This window comes from Tenacibaculum aquaeponti (assembly GCF_057221555.1).
In genome coordinates, this window is the sequence record NZ_JBXOVS010000002.1 from 1 (window position 1) to 20,269 (window position 20,269).

A 20,269-nucleotide genomic window follows, 5' to 3' on the forward strand; every position below is an offset into this window, starting at 1 on the left:
ATGAATAGTTACCTTAAGGAAATTGCAGATAGATGCAAAATCAAAAGAATCTAACTTTTCATACTGGCAAGACATACTTTTGCTACTACGGTAAGTTTATCAAACGGCGTCCCAATTGAATCTGTAAGTAAAATGCTGGGACATCAATCGCTAAAAACTACTAACATTATGCCGAAAATTTTAGATGGAAAGCTTAGCGAAGATATGGAGCTTCTAAAGGAAAGGCTAGCACCTAAATAAAACGAAAAAATGTTCATAATTTTATTTAAAATGAATTAAAATCATTTACTGGAGCATTTTATTACAATTACGAAAAATTATATTATTTAGTTTAATTTAATAATAATTGATATATATTCAGCAAATATGACAAATTAGTGAATATTTTTTAATTAATTTATAATTTCTTACTTTTAATAGATCATGTAATTACAGGTCTATTGTGAAGCAGGAAAACACTTACATCAGAAGTCTGCACCCAGTACTATAAACTGGTACAAATTCCTTCCATTTCAGGACATGCTAAATCAAAGTTTAAATTCCCTGGAATATCGAAACTATCCGCCAGGATCACGGAAAGACCTTTCTGGCCCAGATCCCTAAATTTGATGGCTTCACCTGCATTCCCAACCATCTTAATTTTCAATCGACCTTTCATAACTTTTATAACACCTATGCTCCTTCGAGCCATACGCCGGAAGAAGGAAGTGTCAAACGATCATTAGCATTTGTCTAAACATATTTTAGGACCTCATTTTGAACTAGGTCTGGATTATCTTGCAGCTGCTTTATACCTAAACCCACTCAGATCCTTCCTATCCTTTGTCTGGTTTCTCAGGTAACGCTCTACGGGAAAAAGCACTTTTCAAATGGCTAAAGAATATCTTCCAGGGAAATCTTACGTATTTGCTTAATGATGATTTCAGTAGCCAGTTCAATTCTGACTGGACCAATAAACTGCTGATCTGCGTGGATGAAGTGCTTTTTAATAAAGAAGAACTGACCGAACGTATCAAATACCTCAGTACCACCAATTTTAACAAGCTGGAGGCAAAAGGAAAGGATAAGCGGGAAGTGGAATTTTTCGGGCAAGTTCATTCTCTGCAGTAATAATGAGGAGAATTTTATCAGAGATCGATCAGCATGAGACCCGTTTCTGGGTCCTGAAAAGTTCCCAAGGCAGAAAAGGAAGAGACCGAATTACTCGAAAAGCTCAATCATGAGATCCCGGCATTTCTATATTTACTTAAGGAACAGGCAAATGCAAACTCAAAAGAAGACACGCATGTGGTTTACTACGGAACAATTGGAAACAAAAGCCTTAAAAAGGCTGGTTCATAATGATCAGGAACCGGGTAGACAAAGGAGATGGCCAGCTTACTCCTGGCCATTATGGAAACAGATAATTCAGAGGAGATTAAAGTATGTCCGGTAGAATGTTTTAAATGCCCTGGTAAATCGCGGATACTCAACTCGACCTGACCCAGATCCGTAAGATCTTTAAAAAGGACTGGAAACTGACCAATCAACCTAACTCTAACGGCTATCTGAGGTTTGTCACCTACGCCGATGGAGATATTAACTGGAAAGAAGCCAAAGGACGCTATTTCACTATAACTAAAATGTTCTTACAGCAGCAGTTTGAGGAAGAGAAGATCGGCTAAAACCTGCCGGCTCAAACAAAAATGATGAATTGATGACAAAATGATGACACGGGAACCACCAGTGTTCACGGGGTTTGCCATTCGCTGTCATCGTTTCATCATTTTTAAACGAACTTTTCAGGAAAAAGCTTCTGATTCTCTCTTTTTTTTGATGAATTGATGACAGAATAGGATGAGACCAGTAATAGTAGGGGTTTAGGCTGTCATCATTTTGTCATCAAACTGTCATCAAAATGAAAATGATGACAGAAATTAAGAAAAGACGGCCGAGATACAAAACAAAAGCTAAATACCAACAATGAAAATGCTATTGAAATAAAAAATAGGATCGTCTTTCATCGATTTACCTAAACAAAACCCCGTCCAGAAGTGAGGGGTTTTTGTTTAGGTAAACAGAAAAGAAATGAATAAGACAATCACCATAATACATTTTTTATTTCAACAGCAACTTCATTCAGCTGTTGTGGATATAACTAAAATTAAGGATCATGAGAGAAGCGAAAACTAACCTGTGAAAGAGCCCGCAGTATTTGCATTGTGGAAACGCTCGCAAAACCGGGGCACTTTCCCCGTAGGACAAGGGAGAAAGAGCCTGGTTTCCGAGTCCCCTCCGGTCAGAAACACAGGCCTCTTTCAAGGTATCTTTAAAACTGAACCGGTGGTATGACTTCGGAATAGGCGAAGGTGGAAATGTCATCGCACCTGATTTGCAAGATTTCTAATTGTAGTGTTGCCGAAGCCCTTCAATTCCTGTCTGATGAACTACCTGTATACTCATTTCAAGGACCAGTTACAGATACTTTAGAAAGGGATAACGGCAATACTATCGTAAAGGTCCAACCGATCTCGAGGAGCTATTTAAAGAAATATGTAAGATCCAGAGGCATCTCTTTACAGGTAGCCAGAAAATATTGTAAGGAAGTATGGTATGAATGTCAGGGGAAAGACCTATTATGCAATTGGACTTCAGAACAATCAAGAAGAAGCTGGGAACTTCGCAATCTATATTTTAAAACCTCCAGTTCTCCTAAAAGCTTCACTTACCTCCAGAAAATTAAAGATAACCTGATGATATGTGAAGGCATGTTTGACCTGTTATCCATAGTTGAATTATATCCGGAAGAATTAAAGAACTCGGATATCATTGTCTTAAACTCACTGTCATTTTTAAAACAGATCACCCCCAAATTCAAGAGCTATAAAAGCATTGATCTCTATCTGGATAATGATGCTTCAGGGAAGAAAAATACCACCGAATTATTGCGGTATTATCCCCATATAAAAGACCAAAGTCATCGCTATAAAAACTATAAAGATCTCAATGAAAAGCTAACTAGTGGACATAGTGTTTCCAGTGGCCAAAAACTTTTTTGAGTAGCAAAGCAAGATGTGTCATTGTCATGACAATCTTGCTTTGCGCCCGGAGGTTGCAAAGATTAAAAAAAAGGACAGAATTATGAAACGGGAAGTTATCCAGATACGATGCTCAATCTACGAGAAAAAGCTACTCAAAAAAAGAGCGGCCAGGGCGGGAATTTCACTTTCTGAATATCTGAGATCTACCGCCTTTGAAATTAATATGGTGGAAAGAATCACTCCGGAACAATTGAAATGTTACCAGATGCTCATCCAGTATAAAAACAACTTTATGCGGATCAGTAATATGTTTAAAGAAAAGAGATCCCAAACTGGCCAGGAATGTAGAAGCCCTGGCCAAAGAAGAAATACGGCAACACCTATACAACTTTAAACGATGATCGGAAAAGGACAATCCATATCACGGACCCAGGCCTCCATCAAGAGTATGGCTGGAACCAGGAGAAGGAGGCCGAAGTGGTGCTTAAAGAAAACCTGGCCGGTGAAACTCCTAAACAGATCACCGATGAATTAGGATCATTCAATCGCAAAATGACCGCTGTACTAAAAATACCTTGAGCTTCGTGGTAAGTCCAACGGTCAAAGATGGTGAAAACCTAAGCCATCGGGACCTGGAAAAGATCGCTCAGCGATTTATCAAAGAAATGGACCTTAAAAATCACCAGGCCATTGGGTTTGTTCATAAGGATAAAGAACATACCCATATTCATATCTATGCTGAGAATAGTATCAGCTTAAAAGGAGAAGTCTATAAAGACAGTTTTATTGGAAAACGAAGTCAGATAGCAGCAGACAATGTAGCCAAAAAATTAGGACTTACCCGGGTCAAGGAAGTTCAACAACAAAAACTACAGGAATTAAAATGGCAGCGACTGGCCATCAGACATATCAATAACAAAGTTCTGGAGTCCAGGCCAAAATCCCTAGATGATTATATCCAGAAAATGAATGCTCGTAATGTAAAGGTGATTCCGAGTATCAATAAATCCAATCAGCTGCAGGGCTTCCGGTTCGAATACCAGGGCGCAAACTTAAAAGGAAGTGAGGTGCACCGCTCTATGACTGGCAGTAAACTGATCGCAGAAATATCTCAGAATAACAGTTACACCAAACTCAAAGAAGTACCGAAAACTTTAAAGCTGGTGAATACCACCGTACAACTAAGCACGAATATGGCCAGTAAGATCGCTAAGGACCTCGCGAAACAGGTGATCAAGCGAGGACTTGATGCCGGTATGGGAATGGGGCTACTAAATAATAATTATTATGAAAAAACTAGATGAGATCATGGAACTGATGGCCGATGAAATGGCCGACTTCAAAGTTTTCACTCGAAAAACTGGAAGCATTATCTAAAGAGCTTAATGAAACGAGTATTTCTATCAGTACAGCTGTTATTGATGAGAATCTAAAGAGCTTTCTTCAAAACAGGAAGAGGCCAACGAGCTAAAAAATGAATTATTCAGAGATATAAATGATAAACTGGAACACGCCAGCCTTATCCCGAATTACGTGTTTGTATGGTATGCAGGTATTCTGGTTCTACTAATATCCGGATTTGGATATTTTATATACACTAACTAAAATATAGAAGAAGAGAAGTTCCATATCTATCGAACACTTTCTGAATTAGAACTTAAATCTTATCACATATTTTTATCTGAAAATCTGGAGATAAAGAAAGAGTACTGCAACTGGTTAGAATATAAAAATTAAAAAGACTATATATCCTGTTTTGTTTCGGGCTAATTTCTTCATTTATAAAGTCAACTATGCAGAGTGATTGGGGAAAAATGCCTCTGTAAGAACATAAGTTTTTCAACATATTTTCTATGTGTATCATAAAAATTATGGTATTGGATCTATTAATTTTTTCTTTTCCTTGGATAATTTATCTTGGTCAAAATTTAACTTCCCTCTATTTTTTATGTTGAAAATCCTCATCATTTCTTCATTCCTCTGTAATAGTTCCATTCTTATCTTTTTCTCAGGAGGAGATTCTTGAAGAGCTTAAAACAAGAGATAGAGACAAGTCTGCGTATTATGATTTGCAAAAGATTGATCGAATCGATAAGTCTTAGAGATAGAGCTTTCTGGCGTTGAGAAAGAAGAAATTAAAACAAGATATAATCTCAACCGGAGTCTGTTGAGGAGTACCAGGTATTCAGACGTGATTCAGGCTTTCCGCTTATGGCATAAAAAAGTAGGGAGCTGGCTGAACAATTAGAAGATACCGCCTTGATTGCAAATACAGTATTTAGTCTGGCTGATATAAGTGTTTCATCTGGGATGTATAAAGAAGACCTTCAAGTTTATGGATATTATAGATCCGAATAAAATTCCTCAGGATATGCGCTCACTGTATTTCGGACTTCTTGGTCGCTGTTATGGGGAAATGGCGGAATACAGTAATCTGCCATATTTTTCTGCCGAATATAGGGAACTTGCAGGGAGATATCGACAATGCGCCCTCCAACTTACTGATGAGGGAACCTTCTTAATACATTTCTTAAGGGCTTTATGAGTTTTCAAAAAGGAAATAATGAAGAAATCTTTAGAAATATTGAATGGGCTTTTAATTAATGAGTTGAACTTAGAGAGAGGCAGCTTTGAGTTCATTTTCTGCTGAGGGAGCATTTATATGCAGGAAGAGAAGAATGAGGAAGCTATAATTCACTTGGCCAAATCAGCTATTTTCGATATTCAAACATCTACAAAAGAAAATCTGTCAATGCTTCGTCTCGCAGAATTAATGTTCGAAGAAGATAATGTAGGAATGCTTCAATATTTATAAAAAAGGCAAATGCGGATGCTCGTTTCTATGGAGCTCAACAGCGAAAAAGTTAGTTGTAGGTGCAATTTTACCGCTGATCGAAGAGAAGATTATTACAGAGAATTGAGAAACAACGAGAGCGATTGTACTGGCAGAATATTTTTATGGGGGTACTTTTGATTTTTGTAATTGCTCTTGCTCTAGTAATCTATTCCCATGGTTAATAAACTTAAAAAAGCTAAAAAGATGGTTACAGTAGCTTCATGAAAAGTTAACAGAGAACCAATAAAGAAATAGTTTCAGGTAAATGATAAAATGAGACCTACCGAATGCTGAACTACTCAGGGTTAATAATCAATTACTGGAGGCTAATAAAATTAAAGAAGAGTATATCGGTTTCTTTTTTCACTCAGGATGCTGATATTTTCGAGAAATTCAGAAATTTTAAAGTAGGAGTTGAAGACAGGTATCTCAGCCGAAAACAATTATGAAAAAGCTAAATATCTGGTCTCAAATTATGATCTAAAAAAGGAAAAGCAAAAGTTGTTTGGAAGACTTTGATGAAGCTTTTATAAAACTCTTCCCCAATTTTATCGAAGAAATTCAATTCCTTACTCAAAAAAGATCAAAAAATGAGAAGGTAAAAAAGGACAAATCCTGAATAAGGAATTCAGGATTTTTGCTCTTAATCCGCCTTGGAATTAATCATAATGAAATTATTGCTCAGATTTTAGGCTATTCTGTCAAATTCTATCTACGCCTATAAAACAAAAATTCGCAAGAAATCATTAGTAGATACCAAGGATTTTGACGAAAAACTACTCAATAATACTACATTAAAGCTTTTAAAACATCCTTTATAAAGCATTATTTTCTATATAGTTTGCTATAGTTAATTTTTATTAAATAGCTAAAAATCAGTTGTCTAATAAATCAAGATAACATTTTTTTCTATACAAAAATAAAAAACCGTGATATGAGGTGTTAATTTTTGCAAGTTTGAAATGTCGCTGAAATCTTTAACCGGTTTCTGTACAATTTTAACCCAGATAAATAAATTTCAAACAATGCTAAATCGCACAAAAATTAATGCTTTTAAAAGTATCAAGAGCTGTTTGTTTTTGATCCTCCTTTTAGGAGCACAATTTTCAGTAAATGCCCAGGATGAAACTTCTCAAATAAAGTGTTTCCGGAATTGTTCAGGATGATCAGGGAATTCCTCTTCCAGGTGCAACAGTTATGGAAGTAGGAACCAATAATGGCGTAGTTACCGACTTTGATGGAAATTTTCAGATTGAGGATTTTCTCCTGAATCGCAGATTTCTATCAGTTTTATTGGTTTTAAAACGAAAACGATTGCGGCAACTGAGGAGGCCTGTCGAAGTTACGCTTGAGTCTGATGCTGCTGCTTTAGACGAAGTAGTGGTAGTAGGTTACGGGAATCGAAAACAAAGAGATCTTACTGGTGCCGGTTTCCTCGATTGATCTTGATGATGTACAATCCCAACCTTCCAGTAATATGTGGAGATGCCATCCAGGGCCGGGCCGCAGGGGTTCGGGTAATAACTTCCGGTCAGCCAGGAGATAATCCAACCTTCCGAATTCGAGGTACAGGTACAATTGGAAATAATGATACCTGTCTTATTGTTGTAGAATGGAGTGCCTTTAAATGGCGGACTAAACAAGGTAAACATGAAAGATGTGGAATCTTTGCAGGTTTTAAAAGATGCATCGGCTACCTCAATCTATGGAGCTCGGGGAGCTAACGGAGTGGTAACGATTACTACTAAAAGAGGAGAAGAAGGGGTAGCCCGAATGGAGGTGGATATGTTTTCAAGCGTACAGCATCCTACTAGTGTTATTGATGTCCTTAATGCACAACAATTTGCCCAGCTAAATAATGAAATGCTGGCAAATGGAGGTATTCAGACCAATCCAGATTTTAGCGATCGGAGCTTCTCTTGGAGCCGGAACCGACTGGTTAAATGAGTTTTTCACCACAGGAAGACAGAATGAATGCTACAGTTTCATATTCCCAGTGGAGGTGAGATTTACAAATCTCTATACTTCATTGAACGTTTTCAATCAGGAAGGGTACTATAATCAATTCCGAATATACTCAATACAATGTTACAATTCAATAGTGATAGCGATATCAACGATAATCTTCGTTTTGGGAATAGCATAAAACTTAATTATGATATAAAGGAAAATGGGGAAAATAATATACACAAATGCTATTCTTTCGTTGCCTACCCAGCCAATCCTTAGAGCAGATGGTGATTATTCAGGCCCAATCGGTTCAGCCACTTTATTCAGGTGACATAGAGAACCCAATCGGGGAAATCAAATATCGTCGTCGAGAATTCCACCAAAGGTTTTAATATGCAGGGTAAGATTTTCGGGGAGCTTGATTTTCTTCAAGATTTTTACTTTTAAATCACTACTTGGGGCAGAAACTAATTTCTTGGTTGCTGAGAACAGAACATGGGCCCCTGCCTATGATTGGGATACAGATGTTTCACCTAATGCTTTTTTAAGTGAATCTGCAAACCGAAGTCTGAACTTTGCTGTGGGATAATACAATAACCTATAATAAGGAATTTGATAATGGTTCCTCCATTACCGGAGTAGTTGGTACAAGTGCACAGGAAAACCAATTTCAAATTCATTAGCGGATCCATTCAGAATTTCCCTAGTGAATCTACTCAGCAATTGAACAATGGGATGGATCAGACCACTCTTAAACGGAAGTGGATCTGAATGGGCACTCTTTTCTTATTTCGCAAGAGGAAATTTTGATTATAAAGACAAGTATTATTTAACTGCAACGGTTAGGCGTGATGGGTCTTCCCCGATTTGGGGATGGAAATAAGTACGGAACGTTTCCTTAGGGCATCTGCAGCATGGAGAATTACCGAAGAAAGTTTTCTGAATGACTCAGAAACTATCAATGACCTCAAACTTAGGTTAGGTTATGGTATCACCGGTAATCAGGAGATTGGAAACTATGCCTTTGCTTCAGCATATAAGACGTATCGCTATAACTTTTAATAATAACTTTGTCACCGCCGCAGTTCCAACAGTGCTGCCTAACTCGAATGTGCAGTGGGAATCTCAGGTGCAATATAATATTGGTCTTGATGCCTCTGTTTTTGACAGGTTCATGGATCTTACCGTTGATCTGTACCAGAAGAATACTGAGGATATGTTGGTGCCACAATCTGTACCTGTGACTTCCGATACTCCGGATATTTTTGTACCATACATCAATGCAGGAGAGATCAGGAACCGTGGGGTAAGAAGTATTGCTAACTACCTACAATTTCAATAATGATGTCTTCAGCTGGAGTACAGACTTTGTGTTTTCTTATAATGAAAATGAGGTGATAAGTATTAATAGTGACACACCTCTTACAACGGGGAAATATAGGACTGAACTATACTCTTGGAAGGATTCAGCCTGGTTATCCGGTAAATGTTTTCTACGGCTTTGTTCAGGGAAGGTATTTTCACAGGAACAGTTGAAGAAGTTAACAATGCTGCGGTGCAGTCGCCAGGGACTAACCCTGCTACCAGGCACTGCCCTGGAGACATAAGGTATAAGGACCTGAACAATGATGGAATCATCAATGATGATGACAGAACTTTCATTGGAAATCCAAATCCTGATTTCACCTATTCATTGAATAATACCTTCAAAATGGGCAATTTCTATCTGAATATTTTCCTTCAGGGAGTTTATGGAAATGATATTTTTAATGCTAATAGGCTTTATACTGAAAACATGTCGGTTACCACAAATCAGTCAACGGCAGTCCCTTGACAGGTGGACCGGTCCTGGAACTAGCAACACGATGCCCCGTGCAGTGTTTGGTTGATCCTAATAACAATGCCAGACCCTCAACCAGATATATCGAAGATGGTTCCTATCTAAGACTGAGAAATGTGAATCTCGGTTATAATCTTCCGGTTGATAGTTTCACAAACAGTCCTTTGAGCTCTGCGAGAGTATACTCTATCTGGTCAGAACCTTTTTACCATTACCGATTATTCAGGTTTCGATCCTGAAGTTGGCCCCAATGGAATAGACAATAATATTTATCCTGTAACGCGAACATTCACTGTTGGACTGAACATTGGATTCTAAAAAATTGATCATGAAAAGACATATATCAAAAATCATTTTGCTTCTTCTTTCAGCACTTAGTATTAGCTATGTACGAAAGACTATTTGGATAAGCCAACCTTTTAGACACAATAAATACTGAAAATTATCCTGCGAACGAAGAGGAATTAATAACGGTGGTTAATGGTGCTTACCAGCCTTTACAATGGCCAAAACTTTATAATCTACGCATGTGGACCTCAGATATTATGATTGATATTGTAGGAAGTGTTCCTATTATCATTGATCTTCGAAAAAAAGTAGGTCATATCCAAAGCGAAAAAGCTTCTATAGTGGCGGGAATTATTATGGTAGTGTTTCTTTTTGTTGGAAAGGAAATTCTAAATCTTATTGGTATAGATGTAAATTCGTTTGCGGTAGCCGGTTCGTTTATTCTATTCTTTCTGGCGCTGGAGATGATTCTTGGGATAAGCCTTTATAAAGATGATGCTCCGGAGACTGCGTCCATAGTACCTTTAGCCTTCCCACTCATCGCCGGAGCGGGTACGATGACTTCACTGGTTTCACTGCAGGCAGAATATGAAATGGTGAATATCATTGTGGCTATCTTTTTCAATATTATCTTTGTGTACCTGGTGCTTAAATCTTCTGCAAAAATTGAGAAGTTTCTGGGTAGCCAGGGAATTAATGTAATTAGAAAAGTTTTTGGAGTGATTCTACTGGCCATAGCAGTTAAATTATTTGCCGAAAACATTCAGAGTTTATTCGCATGAAATATTTTATCTATACAGTCATATTTTTAGCCGTAGTTTTTATAGGTATTAGCGCAAGCGTACTTAATTTTCAGAACCTTACCGAAGGAGATAGTGGCAATGCTCTAATTGTGATTCTCGCAAGCCTGTGCGTGGTAATCTTAATGATAATCCTGCTTGTTTCCAGAAGTATTGCTAATAAACAGGATTAATTAATATGGATTTTAATGTACTAATCATAGGTGGAGGAGCTGCAGGAATGTCTTGTGCATTGGTGATAGGTTCAGCCATGGAAAAGCCTTACGCTAAAGATAAAAGAGCAGGAATTATCCTTCACCAAAGATCTTCTCATTTACAGTCAGCCTTGCTGAAAAATGTTTTCGGAATTGAGCCGGGTACCCGGGGCGACGAAATTTTAAAAAGAGGAATGTCTCATTTAGAGGAACTTTATCCTTTGATGGAAATTATACAGAAGGAAAAGGTAAAGGAAGTCAAAGAGATTGAAGGGGGATTCAGGGTAATCACGAATAAAAATGAATATACTTCTGCTGAGGTAGTCGTAGCTATTGGTTATACAAGTCCGTTCAGAATCAAGGGTTTGGAAGAGTATCTAATTCCGCATAAAAAAGCAAAGGTGTCCAAAGATCGTATCCAGTTAAAAAATCAAGATCACCTGGTAAAGCCGGGTCTATATGTTGCAGGAACACTGGCGGGTTGGCGCAGTCAGTTTGCTATTGCCAGTGGCAGCGGAGCAGCTGTAGCTACCGATATTCTTACCGGCTGGAATGAGGGAGAACACACCAAGGTGCACGATAAGTTAGGTTAACAAATAACACACGAGACTTACTGGAAAACTTACTGCTGCAGAGATCATGAAACTTTGCTGCAGATTCCTGAAGACCAGAGCTCGCTTTAACTGTCTTGTGAAAACCGGGTCGCTATTAAGCTTTATTTGTTTTTTCAGGATCTTTCTGGAGACGTTTGAAGAGTTAATAAGAATATCCCGTTTGAGGAAAAGATAAGTGCTGTTGTCAAGTAGTCTGAATATCACTGCTATAGTGAAAAAAAGCAGAGGAATAAACCACCAAAGGGAAATAAGATATGGCGAAATGTCTTTCACGGAAATCCAAATTATTATTTTTCCATAGACAACTCGATTACTTTCTCAATTATTCGATCATCTTCATTTAAATACCGTTCAAATGCATTCGTGCCGAAAAGTTGCTGAGCCATTTCAGCTTTCAGGTATTTTTTGAGCAAAGGGGTGTGCTGGCCGTTTAGATTCATTCGTACACTCATTTGACGAAGGTAAGTATCAAAATCGTTGATCATTTCGTCTGTGATCTCAATTTCTTCTACGAATCGGTTTTTAGGAATGGAATTATAATACTGCCGGTTTTTTTCAAGCACGTCAAGACAAACCGGCTCATATAGCCGCCCCTTAAAAGAAAGGTAAGTTTCTCTTTTTCTGAATCGGTTTCTTTGGGTACGAATACATCCGGAATTATACCGCCACCACCATATACAACCTTTCCGCCAGGAGTGACGAACCTTAGCGAGTCGTTCACCTCGATGCTGTCCTCATTATTTAGTTCCCCGTTCTTATAACGACGCATATAGTCGTTAAAATAAGACTCGTTACCGTTATTGTAAGGTTTCTGAATCGATCTTCCGGTAGGGGTATAATAGCGGGCGATGGTGAGTCTTACCGCGCTGCCATCTCCCAGTTCCATTTCCCGTTGAACCAGACCTTTTCCATAAGATCGTCTTCCCACGATAGTTCCAACATCGTTGTCCTGTAGTGCTCCTGCAACCACCTCGCTTGCAGATGCTGAATTTTCATTTATAAGAACAAAAACTTTCCCGTTTTCGAATTCTCCCTCCCGCTGAGCGTAAGTTTCTTCTATAGCGCCGCTTTTATTTTTGGTATAAAGAATCAGCTTGTCATCCTTAATGAATTCATCGGCGATATTAATCGCTTCAGAAAGATATCCTCCCGGGTTGTCACGCAGGTCCAGAGCAATCTGTGTAGCCCCTTCCTTTTTAAGGTCGGAAATCGCATCGCTGAATTCTTTATAGGTAGTTTCAGCGAATCGGTTTACTTTTATATAACCCAGATTATCAGTAAGCATATAAGCAGCATCTACACTTTTAAGAGGAACTTTACTGCGTTTTACCTTAAAAGTCAACAGATCTTCAATGCCTTTGCGTAAAACTTTCAGGGTTACTTTGGTGTTTTCTCTTTCCTTTTAACTGGCGGGTGATTGAATCATTACTTATACCTCTATCAAAAAGCTTATTTCCATTGGCGTAAAGAATACGATCTCCTCCGCGAATCCCAATTTTCTCGCTGGACCACCTTCAGGGCTTTAATCACCACGATAGTGTCCTGTACGTTGTAAAAGCTTACTCCTATTCCACAAAATCACCTTTCATATTTTCGGTGACATTAGCATATTCTTCTTTTGGAATATAAACCGAATGAGGATCCAGATTCTCCAGAATTCGGTTCACGGTAATATCAACAATACTATCAGTATTCACATCGTCTACATATTCATAATCGATGTAATCTATAAGGCGGTTTAATTTCTGTTTTTTGGGATTAGCCGAGAAAAGTTCGTCTGAAGTATCAAAATTAAGCCTTGCGCCCAGGATAAGTCCAATGGCACAGGCAATGCTTAATAATAGCGGAGTATATATTTTATTCCTTTTTCTCAATCTTCAAGTTCGCTTATCTGTTGTAATTCCACGCCTGCTTTTTTCAAAAAGCTAAGGCCCGAATTGTCTTTATAATCTATCTGGTAGACTAGTCTCTTTATGCCAGATTGGTGTATCAACTTACTACATTCCTTACACGGCGACATGGTAATATAAAGCGTCGCATCTTTACATGACTGAGTAGAACCGGCTACCTTCAGGATAGCATTGGCCTCGGCATGCAATACATACCACTTGGTATATCCTTCTTCATCCTCGCAAAAATTCTCAAATCCGGTTGGAGTTCCATTATATCCGTCAGAAATGATCATTCTATCCTTTACAATTAACGCGCCAACCTGTTTTCTATTACAATGTGATAATTTACTCCATTCTGGCAATTCTCAAATATGCCTTATCGTATTTAAGCTGTTTTTTCTTGTTCATGGAAACTGTAAAGATCTAATCTGCAGAAATTAATAATGAGCTGCAAATTAAAAGATTATTGTCAAAAATGTAGTTTAAAAATCCTTAATTCTACAAAGCGAGGTAGCTTTCCTGAAGTATGGGGAGTATAATCCCTATGACTATGGAAGCTGTAACAAGTATCCAGTCTCTTTTTGAGACATTAAAAATGTTCTGAGCAATAAAAGAAAGGATCATCACTGCAAGAACTACTATGATCTGCGCAAGTTCTATGCCCAGAGCAAATTCTACCAGTGGCCAGAATTTTGAATCGTAGATTGCAACCGTGCTTTTAAAGAAGTTGGAGAAACCTAGCCCATGAATTACTCCAAGAAAACGGTAGTGATATATAATAGATTGAAATTGGTATTTCTGAGTTTTTTTCCGGCCGTTGAAATGTCAAATATCGCCGTTATTATAATCGTCACAGGAATTAAGAATTCTACATAATCTGTGGCAAACTTTTACAATCTCATATACCGAAAGGAAAAGCGCAAGGGTATGTCCCAGAGTAAAAAGTGTTACCAGCCATAAAACTCTTTTCCATGATGAAAAACCATACGAAGCAACCAGCACAACCAGGAATAGTACATGATCGTATGCCTGCCAGTCCAGTACATGGTCCAGTCCAAGCTTAAAGTAGAGCCAAAATTGGGACATATTCAAATATTTGTCGGAAAGAGCCGAAATTACAACTTATTCGGTTAAAAGCAAAGTATACTTTAGCTTACGAAGTTTTCCATGTCATAATATCACTTCTCATAAAGTTTAAAATATACCATTTTTGGGGTATTTTGTAAACCTATTCGATGCCGTAAATTAGCCGAACCTTATTGGGATATGAAGTGATACGGTTTTGGGCTTTAGAAATTTGTGTAGGGCTTATTTCTAAAAATTGGTTTTGTTTGGGGTAAGATTCGATGTTAATAGATCAAGATATACCAAAACTAACACTGACTTATCCACTTAGCTAACCTTCCGGAATATTTCCGGAAGGTTTTTTATTTTACAGAAATCTGTTATTTCTGTAGTATTAAGAAATTCTTCTTTTTAGGTTACTAATTTTTATCTTTACGCTCCAAATTAGACCTCCCTTATGGATAAGGATATCGTAAAAATTTCAGATCACTGGAAGGAAGTATACTCACAAAAAGTGAGGGACTATAGGCCTTTTAATGTCTCGAAAGATTTTAAAAGATATGCTTCCATGTTCGCTGTGGAAACTCCTACATGTACATTGTGAACCTTCATAATTTTGAATTGGAATATGTTTCAGAATCTGTGGAGATTTTCGTGGATAAGGAAGTTGCCGATATCGACCTTAAAGATCTAATGAAAACAGTGCTGCCAGAGGAGATTGAAAAGATCAAGCTAACAAGTAAGGTCGTAGCAGATTTTTATACTTCTTTTCTGGATAAGGAAAGCGCGCTTGACTATAAAAATATGTTCTCGTATCGAATGAAAGATGCCAGTGGAAAGCTAAGAACAATGCTATACCAGGCAATCCCACTAAGCGTTTTGGAAAATGGGATGCCGGAACATGTACTATGTATCCAAACAGATGTCTCCCACCTGAAATTGCGCAGCACAAATAGCGTTTCTTTTGTTAATATAGAGGGTGGAAAATGTTATTTTAATGTGGATATTTCTGCCGGGAAATTCGATTTAAGTTCCTGTGAAAGTGAAAAAAGACCAACTTGCAGAACTTTTTTCAAATAGAGAAAAGCAAATAGTAAACGATCTGGCCAGAGGATTAAGTGCTCAGGAAATTGCCAGTAAACTTAATCTTTCCCTCATACGGTAAAAACACATCGAAAGAACATTCTTCAAAAAAGCGGTTGCGGTAATACTACTGAACTGGTCGCAAAATGTATTGCAGGTGGGGTAATTTCTTTAAGCCTTAATTAATATGAGTTATTTATTTGTCCTTATCACTGCTTTTCTACTGAATCCGTCAGAAGATTTTTGTTCATGCCTTCCGGTGGGAGAGATTTCCGAAGAAAAAATATGATTCTTACGATCTTATATTGAAGGGCAGAGTTGAAAAAGCAAGGGAAGAAGGAAAAGAAGTGATCTACACCGTTCGGGTTGAAAAACTATATAAGGGCGAAGGAATTCAGAAAGACATTGAAATTCGTTCACATCAGTATTCATCAATGTGTGGAATAGGCTTTATGCCTGGCCAGGAATGGCTGATCTATGGTTATAAGAAAGAAAATTATTTTATGACCGATCTATTCACACGTAGCCTTAGAATGGATACCGAAAGGCATAGAGACAGGCTGAATAATGATTTAAGTTTTTTAAAAAAAAGCGGGTCGTATAAAAATAGTTATGCCAGCAAATTTGTAAGATGAAATTTGGGAGTGACCGCTTTCTTCAAAGATATTCTTAAATTCACTATAAAATATAGAACCTATAAGATTGGGTGTGAGTTGTTTGTGAGGTTCTTCTTATATATCATGAAAGCAGTTACAAGATCCCATTATGGACCTCCACAGGTTCTAAGCATCACCGAATCCGAAATTCCGAAGATCAATGATGACGAAATTCTGGTAAAGGTCCATGCTACTACGGTAAACAGAACAGATTGTGCTAACCTTACCGGCAAACCTTATATTGTTAGAATATTCACTGGTCTAACGGGTCCTATGAAACCTATACCGGGAACCGATTTTGCCGGTGAAATTGTGGAGGTTGGAAGCGAGGTTATTGACTATAGAGTGGGAGATCGAATATTTGGTTTTGACGATAACGGCCTTTCTTCTATGGCCGAGAGTATATGAATATTTCTGTAAATAAAGCGATTAGACATATTTCGCAGGATATTTCATACGAGGAGGCCGTTGCTTCGGCAGAGGGAGCCCATTATGCCATTAATTTTCTGAACAAGGTGAAGTTGCGTGCTGGTGAAAAAGCGATGGTAAATGGTGGTACCGGTGCTATTGGTTCATCCCTGATTCAATTGCTAAAATTCCATGGTTTACAGGTAGTAGCGACAGGACCTACAGAACACTTGGAAAAATTACTATCTCTTGGAGCAGAAAGGGCGATAGATTATAAGCTTCAAGATTTCACTCAGGATGATGAAAAATACGATTATGTATTCGATTCGGTTGGAAAAAGCACTTTCGGAAAGTGTGAAAGACTGCTTACAGATAATGGGATCTATATTTCTTCGGAACTTGGTCCATATTCTCAAAATCCTTTTCTTGCGGTTACCACTACTTTTTCCGAAGGAAAAAAAGTGAGATTTCCACTTCCCCTGGATATACCCAAAAGTCTCAAGATTGTATCAGAACTTCTTGAAACCGGAAAATATAAACCGCTTATAGATCGAAGTTATTCCATGCATGAAGTAAAGGAAGCTTTTGAATACGTAATGAGCAGGGGAGAAAATTGGCAATGTCATTCTCAATATTGTTCAAAAATGATCAGTCTTTTCAGGAAAACGCGCAGATGGTTAATCAACCAGAATAAATTTGGGAGGTACATTTTATATGCCATAGGGGAGGTGGTGCTAATTGTAATAGGAATCCTGATAGCACTTGGAATCAATAACTGGAACCAGAGAAAGGCCACCGAAGATCGAGAACAGTTTTATCTGGCGGCACTGAAAGAGGAATTTTTACAAAGCAGGGTAAAACTGCAGAATCTTATCGGGGTAAACCGATTGAATTATGAAGGAGCAAAAAAGATAGCAGGATTTATAAGCGATACCAGCAGAAGGCCTTCAGAGAAAGAGCTATCAGAACTTCTCTATAGTTCATTCTCTTATGAGATCGATTATAATCCAAATAACTCTCTGTTAACCGAACTTATTAATTCCGGTCAGCTTAAAGGATATTTCGAATGCTGGTTTACGCAGAAATCTTACTTCATGGGAATCTTTTATTCAAAGTATACATCGGCAGGAATCCAACTTGAGAGATCAGAGGGAGAAAATGCTGGATATTTTCAGGAATGATCAAAACAGTATCAAAACAATAATAGATGAAACTGGCATTTCAAAGGAATTAGACCTGAAAATAGCCCAGGTTTCAAATAGTAATCTGGAGGTGTTGAAGTCAAGAGAATTTGAAAATAATCTTCTGGTTTATATACTTACCGGGATAAGTACAGAAACTTCTCATTATCAGCCATTACTGGAAGAAATTGATAATATTCTGATGCTTATAGATTCAGAAATTGAAAAGAAATAGAAACGGACTATTTTAATATTGAATATGAAAGCAACTATCACTTCTCTGCAATTAAGAAAACCCTGGGCATTTCTTCAACCTCTCCTGCAGGCCTTAAAGATAAGCCGACAGGTTAAGACCAGTGGTTGTCTGGAGTTTCAGAAAAAGAGGGATCTGGATGAAGCATTATACCATGACTCTCTGGCCAGATGAGTCGACCATGAGAAATTTTGCAGGCAGCGGTGCTCATCTTGAAGCGATGAGAAATAGCAGAAAAATAGCCCGGGAAATTCGGACTTTAACTATAGATGCCACAGAGCTGCCAAACTGGAAAAAGGCAAAACACCTACTGCAGCAGGGAAAAGTGATCGTTTACCGGTAAATTATCGTGTAAAGATCTGGTTGTTTAGTACTAGGAGAAATAAAAAAGTCCTGCTTCTGGCAGGACTTGGAAAATTAAGAATATTGAACCTTCTTATTGAACAGCTGGTACTTCCTGCTCAGTTTCTGTAGTGGTTTCCAGAGAGTCTACCGCAGTTTCAGTTTCAACCTCAAGGCTGTCTTCAACTTCTTCAGTAGTCATTTCAAGAGTTCCTTCTTCATTGATCGCAGTTTCATTTACTGTCTCCTCAGTGGTTTCAGTATTTTCGTTACGGCAAGAAGTTACAGTAAACATGGCAAGTGCAAGAGCACCAAAAATCATTTTTTTCATTTTTGTGATTGAATTAAAAATCGGGCGAATATATATCAAAATGATTCAAAAATTAAAAGCCTTAAAATTTTTATATCAGAGTCAAACTATTGTGTAAAAGGGGTTTGGGTTAACGAAATGAAGCAAAAAAATCGGCAGTGAGTAATGATAAAAAGAGAAATTAATTATTTGCCGATAATTCGTTTCTCTGAAGCAAATTTTTTATATTTTTGCCGTCCATTTAGGCTCGAGTGGCGGAATTGGTAGACGCGCTGGATTCAAAATCCAGTTCTTTCGGGAGTGTGGGTTCGATTCCCACCTCGAGTACTTTTTACTTATCAAATTACAGCAAAACCCCGTAAATCTCAGTATTTACGGGGTTTTTAATTTTTATTGATGTTAAAAAATATCATTTAAATGCAATTAAAAGGTGTCTAATTCGGGCGCACCTAGCCGCTAAAATTAAGTGCGCCCGAATGAGGTGTAAAGCACTGTTAAATAAGAGTTTACGAATTTTTAATTTCATTTTAATCCGATATATTTATATCGAAAAATTGAAGAAAAATGCAAGATCTCTTATCGGTATTATTCTATGTAAGGAAGAGTAAAGACAAAAACGCTACTCATGCTACGATATATCTGAGGATTACCTATGATGGTAAGAGGGCTGAGGCCAGTACGCTGCGGAAGGCTCCCTTGTCCAAATGGAATTCAAAAGCGAATAAAGTTATTGGATCATCTATTGAAGCTAAGCAGATTAATCGAAACCTTGATATTATAAAAAATCGGATTTACGAAATCTATCAGAAGCTTTTAGAAAAGGGAGAGGAAATAACTGCTGTAGGAATTAAAAATGAATATTTAGGAAATAGCGATGATAATAAGTCTATTCTCTCAAATGTTTGAAGAACATAACTCAAGAATGAAAAAATTGGTTGGTAAAGATTACTCTTACAGAACACTTCAAAGGTATGAAACAACCAAAAAACATCTTAAATCATTTATTTCTTCCAACTTTAAGATAGAAGATTATCCTGTAAAGGATATTGATACAAAATTTGTAAATGCTTTTATTTATTACCTCAAAACAGAGTTAGTCCTTTCCCATAATTCCGCTCTCAAGTACATTTCCTATCTCAAAAAAATTGTAAGGGTAGCCTATGCGAAACGGATGGTTGGAGAAGGATCCATTTTATAACTTCAAACTCAAACTTCAAGCGAGAGATCGTGAATTCTTAACTAAAGAAGAAATCATCAAAATAATGGAAAAGGAATTTTTAATTCCAGGATTGAGCATGTTAGGGATGTATTCTTATTTTCCTGTTATACCGGCTTATCCTACGCTGATGTTCAAAAATTGAATTCTGATGATATTGTAAAAGGGATTGATGGTAACCTTTGGATCAGGACTAAGAGAACCAAAACTAAAACACTTAGTAGCATTCCCTTACTACCCGTTGCTCAAAGGCTAATAGAAAAATATGAGCATATTGCCTTTCTTGATAACCGATTACTGCCTGTTTATACTAATCAAAGA

21 protein-coding genes, 1 tRNA gene and 5 pseudogenes are annotated in these 20,269 nt (G+C 37.6%); 22 read left to right on the top strand and 5 right to left on the bottom strand.

The window, feature by feature from the left end; genetic code table 11:
- The 6 genes and pseudogenes from AC2TEO_RS17920 to AC2TEO_RS17945 form a co-directional block, all read left to right on the top strand.
- Positions 1–240 (top strand): annotated as a pseudogene (locus tag AC2TEO_RS17920) (tyrosine-type recombinase/integrase); the annotation flags it as partial.
- A 582-nt stretch (positions 241–822) separates the two neighbouring features.
- Positions 823–1,110: a primase-helicase family protein gene (locus tag AC2TEO_RS17925; RefSeq protein ID WP_442267789.1), complete on the top strand. Its 288-nt coding sequence runs from the start codon at positions 823–825 to the stop codon at positions 1,108–1,110.
- Positions 1,111–2,354: 1,244 nt separating this feature from the next.
- The gene (locus AC2TEO_RS18060; RefSeq protein WP_489749564.1) at positions 2,355–3,038 is read left to right on the top strand and encodes a DUF8464 domain-containing protein; all 684 of its coding nucleotides are present in this window, start codon (positions 2,355–2,357) and stop codon (positions 3,036–3,038) included.
- A gap of 82 nt (positions 3,039–3,120) precedes the next feature.
- Complete coding sequence (gene mbpA, locus AC2TEO_RS17935; RefSeq protein ID WP_442267790.1) at positions 3,121–3,414, top strand: mobilization protein MbpA; 294 nt, start codon at positions 3,121–3,123, stop codon at positions 3,412–3,414.
- A 190-nt stretch (positions 3,415–3,604) separates the two neighbouring features.
- On the top strand, positions 3,605–4,324 hold the full coding sequence (locus AC2TEO_RS17940) for a relaxase/mobilization nuclease domain-containing protein (RefSeq protein ID WP_442267791.1): 720 nt from the start codon (positions 3,605–3,607) through the stop codon (positions 4,322–4,324).
- 4 nt (positions 4,325–4,328) lie between these two features.
- Entirely contained in the window at positions 4,329–4,397 is a 69-nt protein-coding gene (locus tag AC2TEO_RS17945) for a hypothetical protein (RefSeq protein WP_442267799.1), read from the top strand.
- 492 nt (positions 4,398–4,889) lie between these two features.
- On the opposite strand, the gene AC2TEO_RS17955 is transcribed toward AC2TEO_RS17945, so the two are convergent.
- A complete protein-coding gene (locus AC2TEO_RS17955) occupies positions 4,890–5,015 on the bottom strand; it encodes a hypothetical protein (protein ID WP_442267792.1) in 126 nt (41 codons plus the stop codon).
- Between the two features lie 340 nt (positions 5,016–5,355).
- Between AC2TEO_RS17955 and AC2TEO_RS18065 the strand changes: the two are divergent.
- From AC2TEO_RS18065 to AC2TEO_RS17990, 7 genes and pseudogenes are all read left to right on the top strand, one after another.
- A pseudogene (locus tag AC2TEO_RS18065) lies at positions 5,356–5,835 on the top strand (SusR-related protein).
- Positions 5,836–7,053: 1,218 nt separating this feature from the next.
- Positions 7,054–7,299, top strand: a complete 246-nt coding sequence (locus tag AC2TEO_RS17965) for a hypothetical protein (RefSeq protein ID WP_442267794.1) — start codon at positions 7,054–7,056, stop codon at positions 7,297–7,299.
- Between the two features lie 207 nt (positions 7,300–7,506).
- A complete protein-coding gene (locus AC2TEO_RS17970) occupies positions 7,507–7,803 on the top strand; it encodes a hypothetical protein (RefSeq protein ID WP_442267795.1) in 297 nt (98 codons plus the stop codon).
- A 988-nt stretch (positions 7,804–8,791) separates the two neighbouring features.
- The gene (locus AC2TEO_RS17975; RefSeq protein WP_442267796.1) at positions 8,792–9,148 is read left to right on the top strand and encodes a TonB-dependent receptor domain-containing protein; all 357 of its coding nucleotides are present in this window, start codon (positions 8,792–8,794) and stop codon (positions 9,146–9,148) included.
- A gap of 144 nt (positions 9,149–9,292) precedes the next feature.
- Complete coding sequence (locus AC2TEO_RS17980; protein ID WP_442267797.1) at positions 9,293–9,640, top strand: hypothetical protein; 348 nt, start codon at positions 9,293–9,295, stop codon at positions 9,638–9,640.
- Between the two features lie 551 nt (positions 9,641–10,191).
- The gene (locus AC2TEO_RS17985) at positions 10,192–10,716 is read left to right on the top strand and encodes a MarC family protein (RefSeq protein ID WP_442267778.1); all 525 of its coding nucleotides are present in this window, start codon (positions 10,192–10,194) and stop codon (positions 10,714–10,716) included.
- Between the two features lie 196 nt (positions 10,717–10,912).
- A complete protein-coding gene (locus AC2TEO_RS17990) occupies positions 10,913–11,521 on the top strand; it encodes an FAD-dependent oxidoreductase (protein WP_442267779.1) in 609 nt (202 codons plus the stop codon).
- Positions 11,522–11,829: 308 nt separating this feature from the next.
- Here the strand turns inward: AC2TEO_RS17990 and AC2TEO_RS17995 are convergent.
- The 3 pseudogenes from AC2TEO_RS17995 to AC2TEO_RS18005 all read right to left on the bottom strand — a co-directional run.
- Positions 11,830–13,416 (bottom strand): annotated as a pseudogene (locus tag AC2TEO_RS17995) (S41 family peptidase).
- Positions 13,413–13,842, bottom strand: a pseudogene (locus AC2TEO_RS18000) (dCMP deaminase family protein). Before AC2TEO_RS18000 ends, AC2TEO_RS17995 begins: the two co-directional pseudogenes overlap by 4 nt.
- 183 nt (positions 13,843–14,025) lie before the next feature.
- Positions 14,026–14,520, bottom strand: a pseudogene (locus tag AC2TEO_RS18005) (HupE/UreJ family protein); the annotation flags it as partial.
- 579 nt (positions 14,521–15,099) lie between these two features.
- On the opposite strand from AC2TEO_RS18005, the gene AC2TEO_RS18010 reads away from it, so the two are divergent.
- From AC2TEO_RS18010 to AC2TEO_RS18035, 6 genes are all read left to right on the top strand, one after another.
- Positions 15,100–15,579 (top strand): hypothetical protein, encoded by a 480-nt coding sequence (locus AC2TEO_RS18010; RefSeq protein ID WP_442267780.1) that lies wholly within the window; start codon positions 15,100–15,102, stop codon positions 15,577–15,579.
- Positions 15,542–15,664, top strand: a complete 123-nt coding sequence (locus AC2TEO_RS18015; protein WP_442267781.1) for a LuxR C-terminal-related transcriptional regulator — start codon at positions 15,542–15,544, stop codon at positions 15,662–15,664. Before AC2TEO_RS18010 ends, AC2TEO_RS18015 begins: the two co-directional genes overlap by 38 nt.
- A 223-nt stretch (positions 15,665–15,887) precedes the next feature.
- Positions 15,888–16,217, top strand: a complete 330-nt coding sequence (locus AC2TEO_RS18020; protein WP_442267782.1) for a netrin-like domain-containing protein — start codon at positions 15,888–15,890, stop codon at positions 16,215–16,217.
- Positions 16,218–16,322: 105 nt separating this feature from the next.
- The gene (locus tag AC2TEO_RS18025; protein ID WP_442267783.1) at positions 16,323–16,646 is read left to right on the top strand and encodes an alcohol dehydrogenase catalytic domain-containing protein; all 324 of its coding nucleotides are present in this window, start codon (positions 16,323–16,325) and stop codon (positions 16,644–16,646) included.
- Complete coding sequence (locus tag AC2TEO_RS18030) at positions 16,643–17,827, top strand: DUF6090 family protein (RefSeq protein WP_442267784.1); 1,185 nt, start codon at positions 16,643–16,645, stop codon at positions 17,825–17,827. Before AC2TEO_RS18025 ends, AC2TEO_RS18030 begins: the two co-directional genes overlap by 4 nt.
- Positions 17,805–18,062 (top strand): hypothetical protein, encoded by a 258-nt coding sequence (locus tag AC2TEO_RS18035; protein WP_442267785.1) that lies wholly within the window; start codon positions 17,805–17,807, stop codon positions 18,060–18,062. The genes AC2TEO_RS18030 and AC2TEO_RS18035 overlap by 23 nt, the downstream gene beginning before the upstream one ends.
- A gap of 454 nt (positions 18,063–18,516) precedes the next feature.
- Here AC2TEO_RS18035 and AC2TEO_RS18040 read toward each other — a convergent pair whose 3' ends face one another.
- Positions 18,517–18,753, bottom strand: coding sequence for a hypothetical protein (locus AC2TEO_RS18040; RefSeq protein ID WP_442267786.1), 237 nt, complete (start codon positions 18,751–18,753; stop codon positions 18,517–18,519).
- Between the two features lie 224 nt (positions 18,754–18,977).
- On the opposite strand from AC2TEO_RS18040, the gene AC2TEO_RS18045 reads away from it, so the two are divergent.
- From AC2TEO_RS18045 to AC2TEO_RS18055, 3 genes are all read left to right on the top strand, one after another.
- A tRNA-Leu gene (locus AC2TEO_RS18045) sits at positions 18,978–19,059 on the top strand.
- 237 nt (positions 19,060–19,296) lie between these two features.
- A complete protein-coding gene (locus AC2TEO_RS18050; RefSeq protein ID WP_442267787.1) occupies positions 19,297–19,638 on the top strand; it encodes an Arm DNA-binding domain-containing protein in 342 nt (113 codons plus the stop codon).
- A gap of 16 nt (positions 19,639–19,654) precedes the next feature.
- Positions 19,655–19,930: a phage integrase SAM-like domain-containing protein gene (locus AC2TEO_RS18055; RefSeq protein WP_442267788.1), complete on the top strand. Its 276-nt coding sequence runs from the start codon at positions 19,655–19,657 to the stop codon at positions 19,928–19,930.
- The last annotated feature ends 339 nt before the right edge of the window (positions 19,931–20,269 follow it).